Source organism: Pantoea sp. EKM101V (assembly GCF_011800325.1).
In the GTDB taxonomy this organism is placed as follows: domain Bacteria; phylum Pseudomonadota; class Gammaproteobacteria; order Enterobacterales; family Enterobacteriaceae; genus Pantoea; species Pantoea anthophila.
In genome coordinates this window covers 14312-32410 of the sequence record NZ_JAALFP010000002.1, presented here as the reverse complement: position 1 = coordinate 32410, position 18099 = coordinate 14312, and the positions used below count along the sequence as shown (strand labels likewise).

General features: G+C 57.4%; 16 protein-coding genes. 15 read left to right on the top strand and 1 reads right to left on the bottom strand.

Going from position 1 to position 18099, the window contains the following annotated elements:
- Positions 1–131: 131 nt before the first annotated feature.
- Positions 132–854, top strand: coding sequence for a glutamine amidotransferase (locus HFD92_RS03970; protein ID WP_167428366.1), 723 nt, complete (start codon positions 132–134; stop codon positions 852–854).
- Here HFD92_RS03970 and HFD92_RS03965 read toward each other — a convergent pair.
- Positions 842–1405 carry a class I SAM-dependent methyltransferase gene (locus HFD92_RS03965; RefSeq protein WP_009090764.1) on the bottom strand — a complete coding sequence of 188 codons (564 nt, stop codon included), beginning with the start codon at positions 1403–1405 and terminating at the stop codon, positions 842–844. The genes HFD92_RS03970 and HFD92_RS03965 overlap by 13 nt on opposite strands.
- A 232-nt stretch (positions 1406–1637) precedes the next feature.
- Between HFD92_RS03965 and HFD92_RS03960 the strand changes: the two genes are divergently transcribed.
- From HFD92_RS03960 to HFD92_RS03895, 14 genes are all read left to right on the top strand, one after another.
- A complete protein-coding gene (locus HFD92_RS03960; RefSeq protein ID WP_009090762.1) occupies positions 1638–3158 on the top strand; it encodes an aldehyde dehydrogenase family protein in 1521 nt (506 codons plus the stop codon).
- A gap of 1067 nt (positions 3159–4225) precedes the next feature.
- Entirely contained in the window at positions 4226–4819 is a 594-nt protein-coding gene (locus tag HFD92_RS03955; RefSeq protein WP_167428365.1) for an SH3 domain-containing protein, read from the top strand.
- A 23-nt stretch (positions 4820–4842) separates the two neighbouring features.
- Positions 4843–5337: a type VI secretion system lipoprotein TssJ gene (gene tssJ / locus HFD92_RS03950; RefSeq protein ID WP_009090760.1), complete on the top strand. Its 495-nt coding sequence runs from the start codon at positions 4843–4845 to the stop codon at positions 5335–5337.
- Positions 5338–5342: 5 nt separating this feature from the next.
- Positions 5343–6683, top strand: a complete 1341-nt coding sequence (tssK, locus tag HFD92_RS03945; RefSeq protein ID WP_009090759.1) for a type VI secretion system baseplate subunit TssK — start codon at positions 5343–5345, stop codon at positions 6681–6683.
- A 17-nt stretch (positions 6684–6700) separates the two neighbouring features.
- Positions 6701–7939, top strand: a complete 1239-nt coding sequence (locus tag HFD92_RS03940) for a DotU family type VI secretion system protein (RefSeq protein WP_046101641.1) — start codon at positions 6701–6703, stop codon at positions 7937–7939.
- Between the two features lie 3 nt (positions 7940–7942).
- Positions 7943–11572, top strand: coding sequence for a type VI secretion system membrane subunit TssM (tssM, locus tag HFD92_RS03935; protein WP_167428364.1), 3630 nt, complete (start codon positions 7943–7945; stop codon positions 11570–11572).
- 14 nt (positions 11573–11586) lie between these two features.
- Positions 11587–12303 (top strand): type VI secretion system-associated protein TagF, encoded by a 717-nt coding sequence (gene tagF / locus HFD92_RS03930; RefSeq protein WP_009090756.1) that lies wholly within the window; start codon positions 11587–11589, stop codon positions 12301–12303.
- 10 nt (positions 12304–12313) lie between these two features.
- Entirely contained in the window at positions 12314–13336 is a 1023-nt protein-coding gene (gene tssA / locus HFD92_RS03925; RefSeq protein ID WP_167428363.1) for a type VI secretion system protein TssA, read from the top strand.
- A 79-nt stretch (positions 13337–13415) separates the two neighbouring features.
- On the top strand, positions 13416–13949 hold the full coding sequence (tssB, locus tag HFD92_RS03920) for a type VI secretion system contractile sheath small subunit (protein WP_009090754.1): 534 nt from the start codon (positions 13416–13418) through the stop codon (positions 13947–13949).
- Positions 13946–15445: a type VI secretion system contractile sheath large subunit gene (gene tssC / locus HFD92_RS03915; protein ID WP_009090753.1), complete on the top strand. Its 1500-nt coding sequence runs from the start codon at positions 13946–13948 to the stop codon at positions 15443–15445. The genes tssB and tssC overlap by 4 nt, the downstream gene beginning before the upstream one ends.
- 662 nt (positions 15446–16107) lie before the next feature.
- Positions 16108–16590 (top strand): type VI secretion system tube protein Hcp, encoded by a 483-nt coding sequence (locus HFD92_RS03910; protein ID WP_009090751.1) that lies wholly within the window; start codon positions 16108–16110, stop codon positions 16588–16590.
- Between the two features lie 97 nt (positions 16591–16687).
- A complete protein-coding gene (locus HFD92_RS03905) occupies positions 16688–17101 on the top strand; it encodes a hypothetical protein (RefSeq protein WP_058958466.1) in 414 nt (137 codons plus the stop codon).
- A 16-nt stretch (positions 17102–17117) separates the two neighbouring features.
- Positions 17118–17513 carry a lysozyme inhibitor LprI family protein gene (locus tag HFD92_RS03900; RefSeq protein WP_255461694.1) on the top strand — a complete coding sequence of 132 codons (396 nt, stop codon included), beginning with the start codon at positions 17118–17120 and terminating at the stop codon, positions 17511–17513.
- Positions 17514–17527: 14 nt separating this feature from the next.
- Complete coding sequence (locus tag HFD92_RS03895) at positions 17528–17947, top strand: hypothetical protein (protein WP_167428361.1); 420 nt, start codon at positions 17528–17530, stop codon at positions 17945–17947.
- Positions 17948–18099 lie beyond the last annotated feature (152 nt).

Sequence of the window (18099 nt, the reverse complement as noted above, 5' to 3'; positions counted from 1 at the left end):
CGCTAATGATGGCACGAACTGCGGCATTCCAGCCAATGCCGGAAAAAATTTTCTGCGCGCAGCAGTGAGACTTTCGGACGTGATGCTGGCAGACTGATTTGACACGACTTCTGAAAAGGACCCGATTCGGTATGACCCAGACGCCCGCTTTACCCCTTGCCCTGATTCAGCTTGAAGTCCCGCCCGCTAACGTTGTTTCGCAGATTGGTGAACAGCCACGCTGGTTTATCGAGGCCCTCGATCTGCAACCCCATGAGTACCTGATTGTGCGGCCCCATCTCGGTGAAGCGTTACCGGCTTTTGATGAAATTTCCGGGGCGATCCTCAGCGGCTCCTGGGCGATGGTCACCGATCATGAGGAGTGGAGTGAGCGCAGCGCGGCCTGGGTCCGGGCAGCCATTGAGCAGGAGCTGCCGCTGCTGGGTGTCTGCTATGGTCACCAGCTGATGGCCTATGCGCTGGGTGGCGAGGTGGCGGATAATCCGCATGGCTGGGAACGCGGCCTGCTCCCAATCCGCTGCAGCGCTCAGGCGCAGCGCGATCCGCTGCTGCAGGGTCTGCCAGCCGGGTTCAGCGTCTGGCTGTCACACCGGCAGTCGGTCATCACTCCGCCGCCTCAGGCGCAGGTGCTGGCGGCGTCGGCGCAGGATGGCTGCCAGATTTTGCGTTACGCTCCGCAGGCGCTGTCGGTGCAGTTTCATCCCGAATTTTCACGGCACATTATGAACGTCTGTCTGCCGGAAGGGCTTTCTGATGGCGGGGACGTTATCGAGGGGAAAGACTGGGCGCGTGCCTTGCTGGTGGAGTTCTGGCAACAGACGCGCCCGGCCGCAGCGCAGGCTCAGGGCGCGTAGTGACGCCGGCAGCGATAAACCCAAGCGGGTGGCACATTTTTCAGCACCCGCTCGCGTTCCCAGGTGAAGTAACGCGACAGGTCGGGCTGGGTCAGTGAGGTGTACTGAAACTGCACAAAGATCCCATCCGGACCCAGGGCATTAAACACCGCCCGCAGGATCGCTTCGCGCAGCGCGGGCGGTAAGGACAGCAGTGGCAGGCCGGAGAAGATCGCATCATATTCCCCGTTCAGGTACTCCGCGGAGCAGGTGCGCACGGTCATGCGCGTGTCGTCCAGCGCGCTGAGCTGGTCGGCCAGCGCAGCGCTGATCTCAAAGGCATCCAGCGTGGCGTCAGGGGACATCTCTGCCAGTATCCGCCGTGTCAGGACGCCATCGCCCGCGCCCAGCTCGGCAATCCGTAACGTTTCAGGCCACGCAACAGAGGCAATCATGGTGCGGCATAACGCCTCTGAGGACGGTGTTATGCTGCCCATCATGCGCGGATTGCGGATAAACTGATGCACGAAATTGGCTTTAGCGCGCATCTGGGTAAAAGCCGAAGCCAGCATGCTTATCTCCCGAATGAATTCATCCTCTCGTTGACCCCTTTGTGACGCACTAGTTTCTTATTTGCCAGCCTTTCCGAAAAAAGTCGGAATTTTCTATAAACGAAGCGGAAGCGACGATTCCTTCGGCGCGGTCACAGTTTCCGGTCATCGGAACTGACAGGCTGGCGATGATCATTCATGTTAATAATAAGTTTCGTCATTGTTACATCAGTCACCTGTCAGGAGAATGACCATGCGTTATGCCGCCCCGGGAGAACAGGGTTCTCTGATCACGTTACAAAAGAATTATGGCAACTTTATTAATGGTGAATTCGTCGCGCCGGTTAACGGCAACTACTTCACCAATACCTCGCCGGTAAACGGGTCTGAGGCCGGTGAGTTCCCGCGCTCAGACGTGGCTGATGTGGATAACGCGGTGGCAGCGGCCGCGGCGGCCGCAGAAGCCTGGGGCAAAACCTCTCCGCAGCAACGCGCGCTGCTGCTGCTCAAAATTGCCGATCGGCTTGAAGCGAATCTGGAGACGATGGCGGTTTATGAAACCTGGGATAACGGTAAGCCCGTGCGCGAAACGCTGGCGGCGGATCTGCCCCTCGCTGTCGACCACTTCCGTTATTTTGCCGGCTGCGTCCGGGCGCAGGAGGGCAGTGCGGCGGAGATCGATGAGTTCACCGCCGCCTACCATTTCCATGAGCCGCTGGGCGTGGTGGCGCAGATTATCCCGTGGAACTTCCCGCTGTTAATGGCGGCCTGGAAACTGGCCCCGGCGCTGGGCGCAGGGAACTGTGTGGTGCTGAAACCGGCTGAACAGACGCCGCTGTCGATCACCGTGTTTGTCGATCTGATCAAAGACCTGCTGCCGCCGGGGGTGCTGAACGTAGTGCACGGGTATGGTAAAGAGGCGGGTGAGGCGCTGGCGTCCCACGCCGGCATTGCCAAAGTTGCCTTTACCGGTTCAACCGCCACCGGCGGCCATATTCTGGAGCTGGCGGCGAAGAGCCTGATCCCCTCTACGGTCGAGCTGGGCGGTAAATCACCCAATATCTTCTTTGAAGATATCATGCAGGCGGAAGAGAGCTTTATTGAGAAAGCAGCCGAAGGCGTGGTGCTGGGCTTCCTGAACCAGGGCGAAGTCTGTACCTGCCCGTCACGGGCGCTGGTACAGGAGTCGATATATGAGCCGTTCATGGCGGCCGTCATGAAGCGGGTGAAAACTATCAAACGGGGCGATCCGCTGGATACAGAGACGATGGTGGGAGCCCAGGCGTCACAGCAGCAGTTTGATAAAATTCTCTCCTATCTGGACGTGGCCCGGCAGGAGGGCGCGGAGGTGCTGGTGGGCGGAGGCGTCGAGAAACTGGATGATTCCCTCAACAGTGGCTACTACATTCAGCCGACCCTGCTGAAAGGCAACAACAGCATGCGGGTATTCCAGGAGGAGATCTTTGGCCCGGTTATCGGCATCACCACCTTTAAGGATGAAGCCGAAGCCGTCCGCATTGCCAACGACTCCATCTATGGGCTGGGGGCAGGCGTCTGGACCCGCGATATCAACCGTGCTTATCGGGTCGGCCGGGCAATCAAAGCCGGACGCGTCTGGACAAACTGCTATCACCTCTATCCGGCGCACGCGGCCTTTGGTGGCTATAAGAAATCGGGGATTGGGCGTGAGACCCATAAAATGATGCTGGACCACTATCAGCAGACCAAAAACCTGCTGGTCAGCTACAGTATCGAACCGCTCGGTTTTTTCTGAACCTGACGCGGGGAGCCGCTGCCTGCGGCTCTCATTCCTCTCCGTTATCACCGCTGAACCACGCTACGGCGTGGTTTTTGTACGATTAGAGGATGTAATGTGCCGGGTGATTTTTGCCTTCGGGAACCGTCAGACGGCCCGGTAAAGAACAATTAATCAGTCTGTTAAAAAATTTAACATGTTTATTTAACGTTTCGCTTACTTTTCCCTCCTCACGCCGGGTGCCTGGCTGCAGCCAGGCACTACATCAATATATTAACGTATTGATAAACTGGCATTTATACGAATCCTCCTTTGCGAACCGACGCCCGATGCCTCTCTGCTTCCGGGGTACGAATCATTCTGATCTTTCCTTAATAGCGCCACTCATTACATGAGGGGTGTTAATGCTGATTTCAGCCCTGTCATATTTTTGAGTAAAAATACTTCATATTAACGCAACTTGTTAAGATTACTCCTATGTAGATGGTTAAAAGTGAGGCAGATTTGTATTAACAAAATTAGTTAATGAAAACTGATGTTTTTTGCACCAAAACCGTGCCGTTGAATTTTCGTCAGTCTTATGTAAACTTGCAGCTAATATTTACAAATGGATTTTGGTTTCAGGCTCACGGGCAGGATTTTCCTGACTCGTGCGGTAGCTATGAGAGATCATGGATTGATAAAGTGTTTAAAATGAACAACTAACAGCGGTCAGGGAAGGGTGGCTGGTGCGGTCTGCTTAAACTTTCAGCGACATCTGAATTGTCAGCGCGAAAGTTTTTCTGTCATGGATGGCTTAAGTAATCTCTGGATTTACCCTGCCTCAGGAATTTTGTCGGAAAGAAATAGATCAACAATTTGATCATTTACATTCAGGCGTAATTTCTTCCCGTCTCTGCCTTAGCCTGCCGAAGTCGCTTTTCATACTTAATCTTTGTTGATCGTTTTTCAGCAGTGCAGACGCTAATTCAGCGCAATCTGCTTAATGATTGCTTTTTGGTCTGGTACTAATCAGCGGCCAGACATTTAACACCCTCCGATTTTCATTACTGACACCCGGCCCCTGGCCACTCTTCTAGGTACGAATGGAACACAACATGAAAAATATGGTGAAGCTCCGCATTGCATTAGGCCTGATGGTTGTTTTCTCTCTTGCGGGCTGTAAGACGCCCCCAAAAATGACGGATGACACGCTGGTGACCAGCACAGTCGATGGCGTGGCGATCAGCCACCGCTATGCGATTAAACCGCCAGCCCAGTTCACGCCGGTGAATCAGCCTTACCGTGCGCTCTATCCTGCCTCGGTAATGAGCCAGCCCAGCTTTGGCGGCAAAGTGGTTGAGACCCTGAAAAGCGGTGACAGCTACACCGTCATTGGTCAGGTAGAGAACAACTGGCTGGCGCTGGGTGAACCGGACCAGGCCGCTGCGGAACCGGAAAAGGATGCCGCCAGCGCGAAAGAGGCGACGCCACCGGCTGCGCCACAGGCCACCGTTAAGCTGGCAGGCTATGTGCCGTTCCGCGCCGTCGTGAAAAGCGAGCTTTACGATCAGACCGTGAAAGCCGATCAGCCAAAACGCCGTGCACGCAGCAGCAGCAAGAAAAAGACCTGCGTCGCGGTCAACGGTGACAGCACCGCCTGCCAGAACAGCAGCAGCGGAACCTGGATCATTAACTAATCGCACTGAGCAGGGAGGGCAGGATGATGATGACACGACAACTGCGCGCGGCGCTGATCGGCGTGATGGCCTGGCTGCTGGCAGGCTGCAGCAGCAGTACGCCGCCAGTGGCCTACTACAACCTGGATGTGCAGGCGCAGAACCAGGTTAACGGCGGTGCGCCGCTGAAAGTGCGGGTCATGTTGCTGACCTCCGACGCGGATTTCATGTCGGCCGATTTCTACTCCCTGCAAAACCAGCCGGCGACCGCGCTGGGTAGTGCGCAACTGAATACGCAACAGTTCTTCCTGACGCCGGACCAGCGCAGCAAAACGCTGCGCATCCGGAGTCTGCCCGAGGCGCGCTTCATCGGCATCATGGCGGAATACCAGGCGCTGGATGGCAAAGTCTGGCGGCTGTCGCTGCCGGTCCCGGAAGGCGATGCCCCCGCATTCTGGGCGTTCTGGAAACGTAACGATGGCGAGCTGAATGCCCGCATCGTCGCGGGCGTTAACGGCCTACGAGTGGAAAAACAGTGATGCCTATGAACAGAGCCGAAAAGGTGGTCTGGACCGAGGGGATGTTTCTGCGTCCTCACCATTTCCAGCAGTCAGAAAATTATCTTCTCAGTACCCTGCGGGAATGGGGTCAGTCCCAGCGCCCCTTCACCTGGGGTTTTTACGATCTGGAGTTTGATGAGGCGCTGATGCGTCAGGGCAAACTGGCTCTGAGTGCCGCCAGCGGCTGCCTGCCGGACGGCACCTTCTTTGCGTTCAGTCAGCCCCGGCATGGCCCGGCACCGCTCGATCTGCCTGCCACGATTGACCGCAGCAAGGTCGTGCTGGCGATACCGGCCCGCCGCAACGGACGTGAGGCGGTTGCCTTCCAGGAGTCTCAGGATTCTCTGGCGCGCTATCTGGCCTGGGAAGCGGAAGTGGAAGATGACAACGCTCAGGCGGTGGGCAGCGCGACCGTGCAGTTTGGCAAACTGCGCCTGCGTCTGATGCTGGAGCAGGACCTGACCGCTGAGTGGACCGCAATGGGCGTGGCGCAGGTGATTGAAAAACGCAGCGACAACCATATCCGGCTAGACAGCGACTACATTCCACCGATGCTGACCCTCAACAGCAGCCGTCCGCTGCAGAACATGTTCAACGATCTGCACGGGCTGATCCAGCAACGCAGCCAGCAGCTGAGCCAGCGGGCGCCCGGCACAGGCCGCTTCAACAGCGCCGATATGGTCGATTTTATGCTGCTGGCGCTGCTCAATCGTCAGCTTGGCCTGCACAGCCATCTGCAGCATCTGCCGCTGCTTCATCCGGAGACGCTTTACAGCCACTGGGTGCAACTGGCGGCAGAACTCAGCACCTGGACGCCCGCCCGCGCCCCGGACGGGCTGCCGCTTTACGATCATGACGATCTGCAGGGCTGCTTCAGCCGCCTGTCACTGCTGCTGCGTCAGGGGCTGTCACAGGTGATGGAGGAGAGCGCCATTCAGCTGCCGCTGATCCAGCGCTCACACGGCCTCAATGTCGCGACCGTGCCGGAAAGCAGCATGGTGCATGAGTTTGGCTTTGTGCTGGCGGTTAAAGCCAGCGTCCCCGCCGACACCCTGCAGACTCACTTCCCGGCGCAGATGAAAGTCGCGCCGGTCAGCAAAATCCGCGATCTGGTGCAGCTGCAACTGCCGGGGCTGGCCCTGAGGGCAATGCCCGGCGCGCCGCCGCAGATCCCGTGGCATGCCGGTTACAACTATTTCGAACTGGATAAGAACAGCGAGCTATGGAAAGAGATGGAGCGCTCAGGCGCTTTTGCGCTGCACCTTGCCGGTGAGTTTCCGGGCCTGAACATGGAGTTCTGGGCCATCCGCAGTCAGTCAGAATAATAAACTGAGCACGCAGCATGATGCAGGAACACGAAAAATCACACAGCGACATTGCGCCGGATGCCAGCCATCAGAATGTGCTGGTCGCGGCGGCGAATCCCCTGATTAATGCCATTCCCCAGATCCGACATTCCGTCACCCATGACGATCCGGCCCAACTGCGCCAGCAGCTGATCGACCAGATCCGGCGCTTTGAACTGAGCTGCCAGCAGTCGGGGCTCGGCTATGAAGTGATTATCGGCGCGCGTTACTGCCTCTGCACGGCGCTGGATGAGGCGGCGGCGCTGACCCCCTGGGGCAGTCGCGGCGTCTGGACCAGCAACGGTCTGCTGGTCACCTTTCACAACGAAACCTGGGGCGGCGAAAAGTTTTTCCAGCTGCTGGCGAAGCTGTCACAGAACCCGCGTCGTCACATTCTGATGCTGGAACTGATCTACTTCTGTCTGGTGCTGGGATTCGAAGGGCGCTATCGGGTGCTGGACAACGGCCGTTCGCAGCTGGAGACCATTAAACAGCGGCTGCTGCAGATGATTAAAAGCGTGCGCGGCAGTTACGCGGCGGCGCTGTCACCGCACCCGACCGATCAGCCGGTACTGCGCAAACTCTGGCGGCCAATGATTCCGCTGTGGGCCTGCGCGGCCGTGGCGGGGCTGGCTGCCTGCCTGTTTTATATCGTGCTCAACTGGCGTCTGGGCGATTACACCTCGCCGGTGCTGGCGCGTATCTACCAGACGGCCCTGCCGGAAGTGAAGATCGGTAATCCGGCGCCGCCTCCGCCTGCCACGCTGAACCTGCGCGCCTTCCTGAAACCGGAAATTGATGCCGGGCTGGTGGCGGTGCGCGACGAAGCGGACCGCAGCGTCGTGACGCTGAAAGGGGACGGGCTGTTTGCATCGGCGGCCACCGAGGTGCGCGGACGTTATACCGACGTCATCCGGCGTATCGCCGCCGCCATGAACAACGTCAGCGGCCAGATTCAGGTGATTGGCTACAGCGACAACGTGCCGATTCGCAGTGCGCGCTTCGCTTCCAACTTTGAACTCTCTCTGGCGCGTGCCGAGTCGGTGCAGAGCCTGCTGCAACAGCAGCTGGCGCAGCCCTCACGGGTGAAAGCGGAAGGGCGCGGTGAAAGCAATCCGCTGGTGCCAAACACCAGCGCAGAAAATCGTGCACGTAACCGTCGGGTTGAAATCACGCTGCTGGTAGCACCGGATGCGACCCATGCCGAACTTAACGGCCTGGCGAGAGGGAACTGATCCATGCTGAATATCCTGTTTGCGGTACTGACCAGCCGCCTGGCGTGGGGCTTTGTCGGCATCACCGCGCTCTCTTTTATCATCTGGGTCATCGGCCCGGTCTTCTCTATCGTGGATTCGCGTCCGCTTGAGCCGGAGCAGAATCGCATCATCAGTATTGCGCTGCTCTATCTGGTGTGGGGCCTGGGGCAGGCGATCCCGCGGTTCTATAACTTCTGGCTTAACCGCAAGCTGATGTCGAGCCTGGAAACCGGCAAGAGTGACGCCCCGGAAGCGGACCGGCAGCGGCTGACCAGCGAAGAGCAGGTGCTGGCAGGGCGCTTCTCAGAAGCCACAGAGATGCTGAAAAAGGCGCACTTCCAGCGTCACAGCAGCAAAGGGACACCGTTCTGGGCGCAGCGCTTTGGCCGCCAGTATCTCTACCAGCTGCCGTGGTACATGATTATCGGCGCACCCGGTGCCGGTAAAACCACCGCGCTGGTCAACTCCGGCCTGCAGTTTCCGCTGGCGGATAAGTTCGGGAAGTCGGCGCTGCGCGGGATTGGCGGCACACGCAACTGCGACTGGTGGTTTACCAATGAAGCTGTTCTGCTCGACACGGCGGGGCGTTACAGCACCCAGGAGAGTCAGCAGGAGCGCGACGCCAGCGAATGGCACCACTTTCTCGGACTCCTGCGCAAATATCGCGGACGTCAGCCGATCAACGGCGTGGTCGTCACCCTCAGCGTCTCCGATCTGCTGACCCAGTCGCCTGAAGCGCTGCGCAACCAGGCGCTCGCTTTGCGTCAGCGCCTGATGGAGCTGCATGACCGTCTCGGCATCCGCTTCCCGGTCTATGTGCTGGTGACCAAGGCGGACCTGCTCAAAGGGTTCCGCAGCTACTTTGCCGCGCTGGATAAAGCACAGCGTGAACAGGTGTGGGGGTTCACCTTCCCGTGGGCGCAGGCCTCCGCCGCCGATTTTGAGCTGAATAACCAGTTTCAGCAGGAGTACTCCCTGCTGCAGCAGCGGCTGGAAGCGGGGCTGGCGGATCGGCTGCTGACGGAGAGCGACGCGCAGGCGCGGGCCGAGAGCTATCTGTTCCCGCAGGAGTTTGCGGCACTGCGTCCGGTGCTGGCAGAGGCGCTCGACACGCTGTTTGCCCGCTCTGATTTTGAAACCCAGTTCGCCCCGCGCGGCATCTATTTTGCCAGCGGCACCCAGGAAGGTCTGCCGTTTGACCGGGTGATGGGGGAGCTGAACCGCGCACTCAATCTGCCGAACCAGCAGGCGGGTGAGTCGGGAAGCTGGGACCATGTCGATAAAGAGGCGCCGATCCCGCAGAACAAAGGGCAGAGCTTCTTCCTGAAAGGGGTGCTGGAAAATGTGATTTTCCAGGAGTCAGGCCTGGCGGGCAGTAACCGCTGGTGGGAGCTGCGCAACCGCGCCGGTCTGTGGTCGGGCTATCTGGCCCTGCTGGTGCTGTTACTGGTGGCTGGCGCGCTGTGGCTCACCAGCTACAGCAAAAACAAAGCCTATCTGCAGGAGATGGCTGCCAAAACGCCGCAGGTGGAGCAGCTGGGCGATCGGTTACAGCAGCAGGTCAATAGCGATCTGTTTGCGCTGGTGCCCTATCTCAACACCCTGTTGCACCTGCCGGAGAGCGCCGACTTCTCGCTCGACTCGCCACCGCTGACGCGCCGGATGGGGCTCTATCGCGGCACCGAGGTCAGCGATGCAACCCGGGCGCTCTACGACAAAGCGCTGAAGCAGCTGCTGTTGCCGCAGGTGGCACAGAATATCACCCGCTGGCTGCGCAATGACAATGGCAGCGACGCTGATTACAGCTATGAGGCGCTGAAGGCGTATCAGATGCTCTACCAGCCAAAGCATTACGATGGCAAGTTCCTGCAGGCGTGGCTGATGCTTAACCTCTCCCGCGAACTGCCGCAGAACGTCACGCAGCAGCAGGTAAAACAGCTGGCATGGCACCTGCAACAGCTGCTGGAGACGCAGATCCAGTCGTCGCCTTACGCGAAGGATGAGGCGCTGGTCAGGCGCGAACAGACGCTGATTAACCAGATGCCGCTCTCACAGCGGGTTTATGGCCGACTGAAGCGGCTGCTGCAGCGCAACGGCACGCTACAGCCGGTCACGCTGTCGGCGCTGGGTGGGCCGCAGAGCGAGCTGGTGTTTTCACGCAAAAGCGGCAAGTCGGTCAACGACGGGGTAGAGGGGCTCTACACGCCGGACGGCTACTGGCAGCAGGTAGATAAGCAGATCGCGCCGGTCACGCAGGCGCTCTATAAGGACGATCTCTGGGTGCTGGATGGGGCCGCGCCCCAGCAGAAAAGTGAGGAGATCGACCTCGCGGTGCGCCAGCTCTATGTGCAGGACTATATCCGCCAGTGGGAGCAGTTCCTCAGCGATATCCAGCTCAACAGCAGCGCCGATCTGTCACAGCGCATCAACACGGCACGCCTGCTCTCTGGCAATCACTCACCGCTGCGCCAGATGGTCATCAACCTCAGTAAACTGCTGACGCTGAACCGGGCACAGCCTGATGAGAAAACCGCGCAGCCGCAGCAGCCATCAGATAACAGCGCCACCCGCACGCTGGAAGCGCTGTTTACCTCGCCCGACGCCAGCGCCGCACGGGGCCAGGCTGCCGCGCAGGCCGCACCGGAGCAGGCTGTGGCGCTGCACTTTGCGCCGATTCTGGAGCTGGCGCAGCCGTTACAGCAGGGCAGCAAGGTGCTGGCAGTCGATGATTTCCTGCATCAGATTGACGACCTTTATCGTTACCTCACGGCGGTGCAGGATGCCGCCAACAGCGGGATGCCGCCACCGGCCAGCGATGCGATCAGCCGTCTGCAGGCCAGCGCCGGTCGCCTGCCGGGGTCGCTGCAGAACATGGTTTCCAGCATGGCCGTGGGGGCCAGCAGCGATGCTCAGCGTCGCGACATGGATAATGTCCGCAAACGCATCACCATGGAGGTCGGCAGCTTCTGCCGTCAGGCGATTGCCGGTCGCTATCCGCTGGTGCGCTCTGCGCGCAGCGAGGTAACCCCTGACGACCTGGCCCGGATGTTTGCGCCAGGCAGCGGCATGATGGACAGCTTCTTCCGTGACAACCTGGCGAGCAAGGTGGACACCACCCGCGCGGCCTGGCGCTTTACGCCGGGCATCGACGGTAAAACCCTGCCAGGCGGCGAAGCCCTGCTGCGTCCCTTCCAGCAGGCGCAGTCGATTCGCGATGCCTTCTTTGCCAACGGCGCAACCACCCCAGGCTTCCGCGTGACGCTGCGCACCGTCAGGATGGACAACGATATTCTTAACCTGACGCTGGATGTGGATGGACAGATTCTGCGTTACAGCCACGGCCCGCAGGCGGTGCAGCTGGTCAGCTGGCCGGGTCCCGGCGGCACCAGCCAGGTGCGGATGCAGCTCGGTCTGACCAACGGCACCACGTCCACCCTGGTTACCAGCGGCCCGTGGGCGCTCAATCGCTTCTTCGACCGTGCCCGGGTGACCGCGGCTGGCGGACTGACCCGCGAAGCAACGTTCAGCGTGGAAGGCCATCAGGTGACGCTGTCGTTTACCCCTGGCAGCATTCGTAACCCGTTCCAGCTTCCCGGCTTTAGCTGCCCCTGAAACAGGATCCGACAATGACTCAATACGCTGCACCCTGCTGGTACGGCAAACTGCCCAGCGCGGGTGACTTTGTAAAGCGCCGCTTTCCGGACGTGCTCTATCGCCAGTGGTCCAGCTGGTTTCAGGTGGGGCTCCACCACTGGCAGAGCAATCAGGAAGGCGATAACGCGCCTTCACGGCCGTTTCTCAACGCGCCGGTGTGGAACTTTGTGGTGCCCCCGATGCTCGGCAGCCAGCTCATCCAGATGGGCTGCCTGATTGCCGCGCGTGACAGCGTGGGGCGTAACTACCCGCTCTGTGCGCTGCGTCATTTCACCCCGGCCGAGTGGTCACCCGCGCTGCTGGCGCGTTCCGGTGAGTGGTATCAGCAGGTGGGCAATACACTGCTGCGGGTAGTGCAGGGCGGCGGCTCACCGGAACAGCTGGATCAGGCGCTGCTCAGTATCCCGCAGCCGCAGCCTCCTCAGGCGTCAGACGAATCGTCAGACATTCTCAACGTGATCGGGCATGGCGATACCCCTTCGACGCTGAACTGGACGCTGCCGGGCGAGAACTTTGACCCGCAGTTCTACACCAGCTTCTGGTGGACGAACCAGAGCGACGGGTTTCCGCTTTATACCCAGGTGCACAGCGGTAACTTCACCGCCCAGCTTTTTTCCCTGCTGTTTGATCCGGCCGGTGGGGCAAAGCCGGGACGAAACGGACTTTATCCCCCGATGTTTGAATCCTGAGGCGATACGCATGACGACCAATATTGAGGCTTTGCTGGCTCCGGTCAGCGACGACAATCCCGGTGGGGATAACCTGGAGTATCACGCCGATTTTCAGGCGATGGAGCAGGCCAGCGCCGGTAAAGCGGAGCAGCAGTTCGGCAGCACGATCATTCCGGCGGAACCGGCGGACTGGAACAAAGTGGAGAAACTGGCGATCGCGCTGCTGGAACGCAGCAAAGATCTGCGGGTGATGCTGGCGCTGACTCACGCCTGGACCGAGCTGAAAGGGCTGCCGGGCTACGCACAGGGCCTGAAACTGATTGAGCAGGCTTTACTGCTTTACTGGGAGCCGCTGTGGCCGCGGCTGGAAGAGTATGGCGAACAGGATCCTTTCTACCGCATCAACGCGCTGGCGCTGCTGGGTGACAAGTCGCCCCTGAGCAGCGCGGTGCGCCAGAGCTGGCTGCTGCGCTACCCCTCAGATGGGATCACGCTGCGTGATGCCGCTGCGCTGTGCGACGGCAGCAAAACGGAGGTGGCTGATTATCCGGGTGGCCTGCCGCGTCTGATCGACGAACTGGCGCGGGGCGATCAGCCCGGCATTGAGGCGGTGCTGCAGATTCATGAGCGGCTGCAGACCATCTGCGAAACCGTGGCCGAACGGCTGGGCGACGCCGCCGTGCCGGAACTGACGCAGCTGCGCAGGCAGATTGCACTGATCGCCGAGCGCGGCGAGGCCACCGATCTCAGCGCCCTGGTCCCCACGGCAGCGGCGACGGAACAGCCGGCTGAAACCGCAGCCGCGCCTGTGCCGGCGGCACCCCGTGCAGCCACTGACTGGCGCAGTGTCCAGATTGGCTCGCGGGCCGACGCTCAGCTGATGCTGGAAAAGGTAAAGCTCTATTTTACCCAGCACGAGCCGAGCCATCCGGCACCGCTGATGATCGACCGGGTTCAGCGTTTAATCGAACGCGACTTTCTGGAGATCATCCGTGAACTGGCCCCTGATGGGGTGCATCAGCTGGAAACCATTTTCGGCCGTCGCGATTAAGCAGACATAACGCACTCACACAGCGGGACCTGCGCGCCTGCTGTGACACTTTATCCGCGCATCATTAATGGAGAAAACCATGGCAACAAGCAAATCCAGTGGGCAGAAGTTCATTGCCCGCAATCGCGCGCCTCGCGTTCAGATTGAATATGACGTGGAAATTTATGGCGCGGAACGCAAAATTCAGCTGCCGTTTGTGATGGGCGTGCTGGCGGATCTGGTGGGTAAACCGCTGGAGCCGCAACCGGGCATCGACGAGCGTAAATTCCTTGAGATCGACATCGATAACTTCGATGAGCGCATGAAAGCCCTGAAGCCGCGCGCCGCTTTCCAGGTGGATAACACCCTGAACGGCGAAGGCAAACTGAATATTGATCTGACCTTTGACAGCATGGATGACTTCTCGCCGGATGCCGTGGCCCGCAACGTCGAGCCGCTGAGCAAATTGCTGGAAGCGCGTACCCAGCTGGCCAACCTGCTGACCTACATGGATGGCAAAAACGGCGCGGAAGAGCTGATTGGTAAAGTGCTGCAGGACCCGACACTGTTACAGGCTCTGACCCATCTGCCAAAGCAGGGTGACACCACTGACGCAGAGGAGCCTAAAGCATGACCCAGACTTCACAACAGCCGCAGTCCCAGGGCGCGGCCAGCTTCAGTCAGGATGAGTTCAGCGCGCTGCTGAACAAAGAGTTCCGGCCAAAAAGCGATCAGGCGCGCGCTGCCGTGGAAAGCGCGGTAAAAACCCTGGCGCAGCAGGCCCTGGAAAATACCGTGACCGTCTCCAGCGATGCCTATCGCACCATCCAGGCACTGATCGCGGAGATTGATGAAAAGCTGTCGCAGCAGGTAAACCAGATTATTCACCATCCGGATTTTCAGTCGCTGGAGAGTGCCTGGCGTGGCCTGAGCTACCTGGTGAACAACACCGAAACCGACGAGATGCTGAAAATCCGCTTCATGAGCATCTCCAAACAGGAGCTGGGTCGCTCCCTGAAGCGCTACAAAGGCGCTGGCTGGGACCAGAGCCCGCTGTTTAAGAAGATTTATGAGCAGGAGTATGGTCAGTTCGGCGGCGAGCCATTTGGCTGTCTGGTAGGTGACTACTATTTCGATCACAGTCCGCAGGATGTTGAGCTGCTGGGTGAGATGGCACGTATCGGAGCGGCAGCGCACTGTCCGTTTATTACCGGTACCGCGCCGGAAGTGATGCAGATGGAGTCCTGGCAGGAGCTGGCGAATCCACGTGACCTCTCCAAGATCTTCCAGAACACCGAATATGCCGCCTGGCGCAGTCTGCGTGAATCGGAAGATGCCCGTTATCTGGGGCTGGTGATGCCGCGCTTCCTGTCGCGTCTTCCCTACGGCATCCGCACCAACCCGGTCGACAGCTTCGATTTTGAAGAGCAGACCGACGGTTCCGATCACAGCAACTACGCGTGGAGCAACGCTGCCTACGCGATGGCAGCCAACATCAACCGTTCGTTCAAAGAGTATGGCTGGTGCACCGCGATTCGCGGCGTGGAGTCAGGCGGGGCGGTTGAAAACCTGCCGTGCCACACCTTCCCAAGTGATGACGGCGGCGTGGACATGAAGTGTCCGACCGAAATCGCCATCAGCGATCGCCGCGAAGCGGAGCTGGCGAAAAACGGCTTTATGCCGCTGGTGCATCGCAAAAACTCTGATTTCGCCGCCTTTATCGGTGCGCAGTCACTGCAGAAGCCGACGGAGTATCACGATGCGGATGCCACGGCCAATGCCCGTCTGGCGGCGCGCCTGCCTTACCTGTTTGCCTGCTGCCGCTTCGCGCACTACCTGAAGTGCATCGTGCGTGACAAGATCGGCTCCTTCCGCGAGCGCGATGAGATGGAGCGCTGGCTGAACGACTGGGTGATGAACTATGTCGATGGCGATCCGGCTAACTCCTCCCAGGAGACCAAATCACGTAAGCCGCTGGCGGCGGCTGAGGTCAATGTGGAAGAGCAGGAGGATAATCCGGGCTACTACGCTGCGAAGTTCTTCCTGCGTCCGCACTACCAGCTGGAAGGACTGACGGTGTCACTGCGTCTGGTTTCTAAGCTGCCGTCACTGAAAAATGACAACGCCTAAAGGGTGAGAAGGAGCGCGATGCTGGAGTCTGAATCCGCATCGCGCGCTTCCCTGCTGATGAGGCTATTAACCGGATGTTTGCCTGAGCCTGGTGTGCAATGCTATGCCCGGTCTTTTTCAGACTGAGTGCGTCTGCGTACGATTTTTACCAGTATAAAAGTCACCGCGACGCAAATTGCGATGAAAACGGCTTTACCGGCAATCAATCCGAGTGAACAGGCATTGAAATGCTCATAGCGAGAAATGAGATATAGCGACCCGATAAGATCAGTGATCGAATAAAGTGAAAGTAGTGACATTAATATGGCCAGGAAAAGTAAGATGATTTTCTTCACGCTCATTCCTTTTTTGAGCAATTGACAGGCCCGCTACTATAAACTTTGCATGATATTACTGTCTACAGAATGGCCGGCTGCAATCTCAGGCGAATGGAAGAACATTCATTCGCATGTCAGATTTCGCTATGAATAAGCGAAAAATAAAAGTATTTGCCCGATTTAATAAAACGGGCAGCAAGAAGTCTGAAATAGCGTTAATGACGCTATTTCAGAAGCAAGGCAAAGGTAAAATATGGACTGTTTTATTCAGCCCCATGCTTTTCTTTTTGCCATATCCTTGCTTTTTTGAAAGCAATAATCTCAACCAATAAAGAGTGAAAGATAATGGCTATTGATATGTTTATGAAGGTTGACGGTGTCACCGGCGAGTCTAAAGACTCTAACCACACTGGCTGGACCGATATTACCTCTTTCTCATGGGGTGCCTCTCAGCCAGGCAACATGTCTGTTGGCGGCGGCGGCGGTGCCGGTAAAGTTAACTTTAACGACCTGCACGTTAACGCCCTGATCGACAAATCGACCACGGCACTGCTGAAGAACTGTGCCAGCGGTAAGCATCTCGCTAAAGTTGAACTCTCTATCTGTAAAGCGGGTGGGACTCAGGTTGAGTATGCACGCATTACTCTGGAAGATGTGCTGGTAACCACCGTTAATTACAACGGTTCTGACAACGGCGATACGCTGGGCATGACCTACTCCTTCCAGGCTTCTAAAGTGAAGCAGCAGTACTGGGAGCAGAGTGCTTCCGGCGGCAAGGGCGCAGAGAGCAGCGCCGGCTGGGACATCAAAGGCAACAAAGAAGCGTAATCAGGTACGCCCCTGCCAGGGGCGTATTTTAAAAGCAGGAACTGACATGCGTTTAATGAAGGCAAACTCATCGACCTGCAATGACGGATAAGATTTTATGAGTTTGTATGATTTTTTCATGTATGGCTGTTTGTTTTTATCTGCGTTAGTCATCGTTATGCATATCTATGCTGCCTGCTATTTTAAAGCTCATCAGGGGGCTTATCAGGATTTTATTGACCGCTATCAGAAGGCTGGCTTGCAGTTAGATCTGACAACGAAATTTGCAAATAACCTGGGTTTTTATGCTAACTATCAGAAAATCGCTTTTTTCATGAATCTCAGAAAAGGGCGCAAGATGCGCTTTTCTCAAACGGAAAAGGTTAGCATCAGAGCCTATGACTTCGTGCAGCAACAACCTCAGGAAAATGTGGCGTGGATGGAGAAGACGCTTCATCTTTATCAGTTTACGTTCTGCATGACTTTTGCCTGGGTTTTCTTTATGTCCATATTTATTTATGTGCTCAACTAGATGTCGCAGGATACCTGTGAAGCTCTTTAAGTGCGTTTTTGCCGCAGCCTCTCTTTTCATTAGTGCTTCAGCACTTGCCGATGATATCTGTGTAAAACAGCCTTCAGAGGGGGCGTTGTATCAGTGTACTGTTCAGCAGAAAAAGCTGGCAGAAGAGGAGCTGAACAGGGAGTACCAGACGGCAAAAAAACGCATTTTTCAGCTGTATGGCGCGCAGAAAAAAGTGGCGGATAAGTATGTCGCTGTTATGGTCGATACACAGCGTAACTGGCTTAAATATCGTGATGGTCAATGCAGACTTGAAGCCTTTGCCGCTGAAGAGAATAGTAATGCCAATGCGGTGGCAACCAACCTCTGTGTTATCCGTATTGACAAAGGGCGTACTGACCTTCTCAGGAAACTGCCTTACTGAATGGGTGCCAGAAAATGAACACGATACCTTTTTCTGATGTGCTTATTTTTTTATCAGTGGGTGCATTCTTAATCTCAATCCCGTTACAGCTTGTCGGTTATGTCATCTTCAGGCGTCATGCCAGAGACTATGATGCATTGATAAGTGAGTTTCGTAAGCGGAATCTGCAACTGGATATACTCACTCAGACCAGCTCCTTTTTAGGTTCATCTTTTCACCCTTTGAAGATTTCCTGGTTTGCTCGCCTCTATAAAGGCGTGCGGATGAATAGCAGCAGGCATCAGCCGGTAAGCCGTGAAACATACAGGTTCATTCAGTCGCTGCCTGAAGATGAAATTGGCTGGCTGGTCCGCCTTCATCATTTAAATATGCTTACGGGTGTCTTAATGATTGGCGGTGGGATGGGTTTTGTTATCTGGCGCCATTTCTTTTAATCGTCTGTGCTTAGTTGCCTGCAGAATTTGAGTCGAAATTCGTTGTGCTGAGAATAGCTGAAGCGATGCCCGTAAAAGGATATTAGGGTGGGGCGCATTTTTTGTGCCTCTTATCCTGAAGGGGTGCTGAGATTGAAAGTTATTTCCTGTGA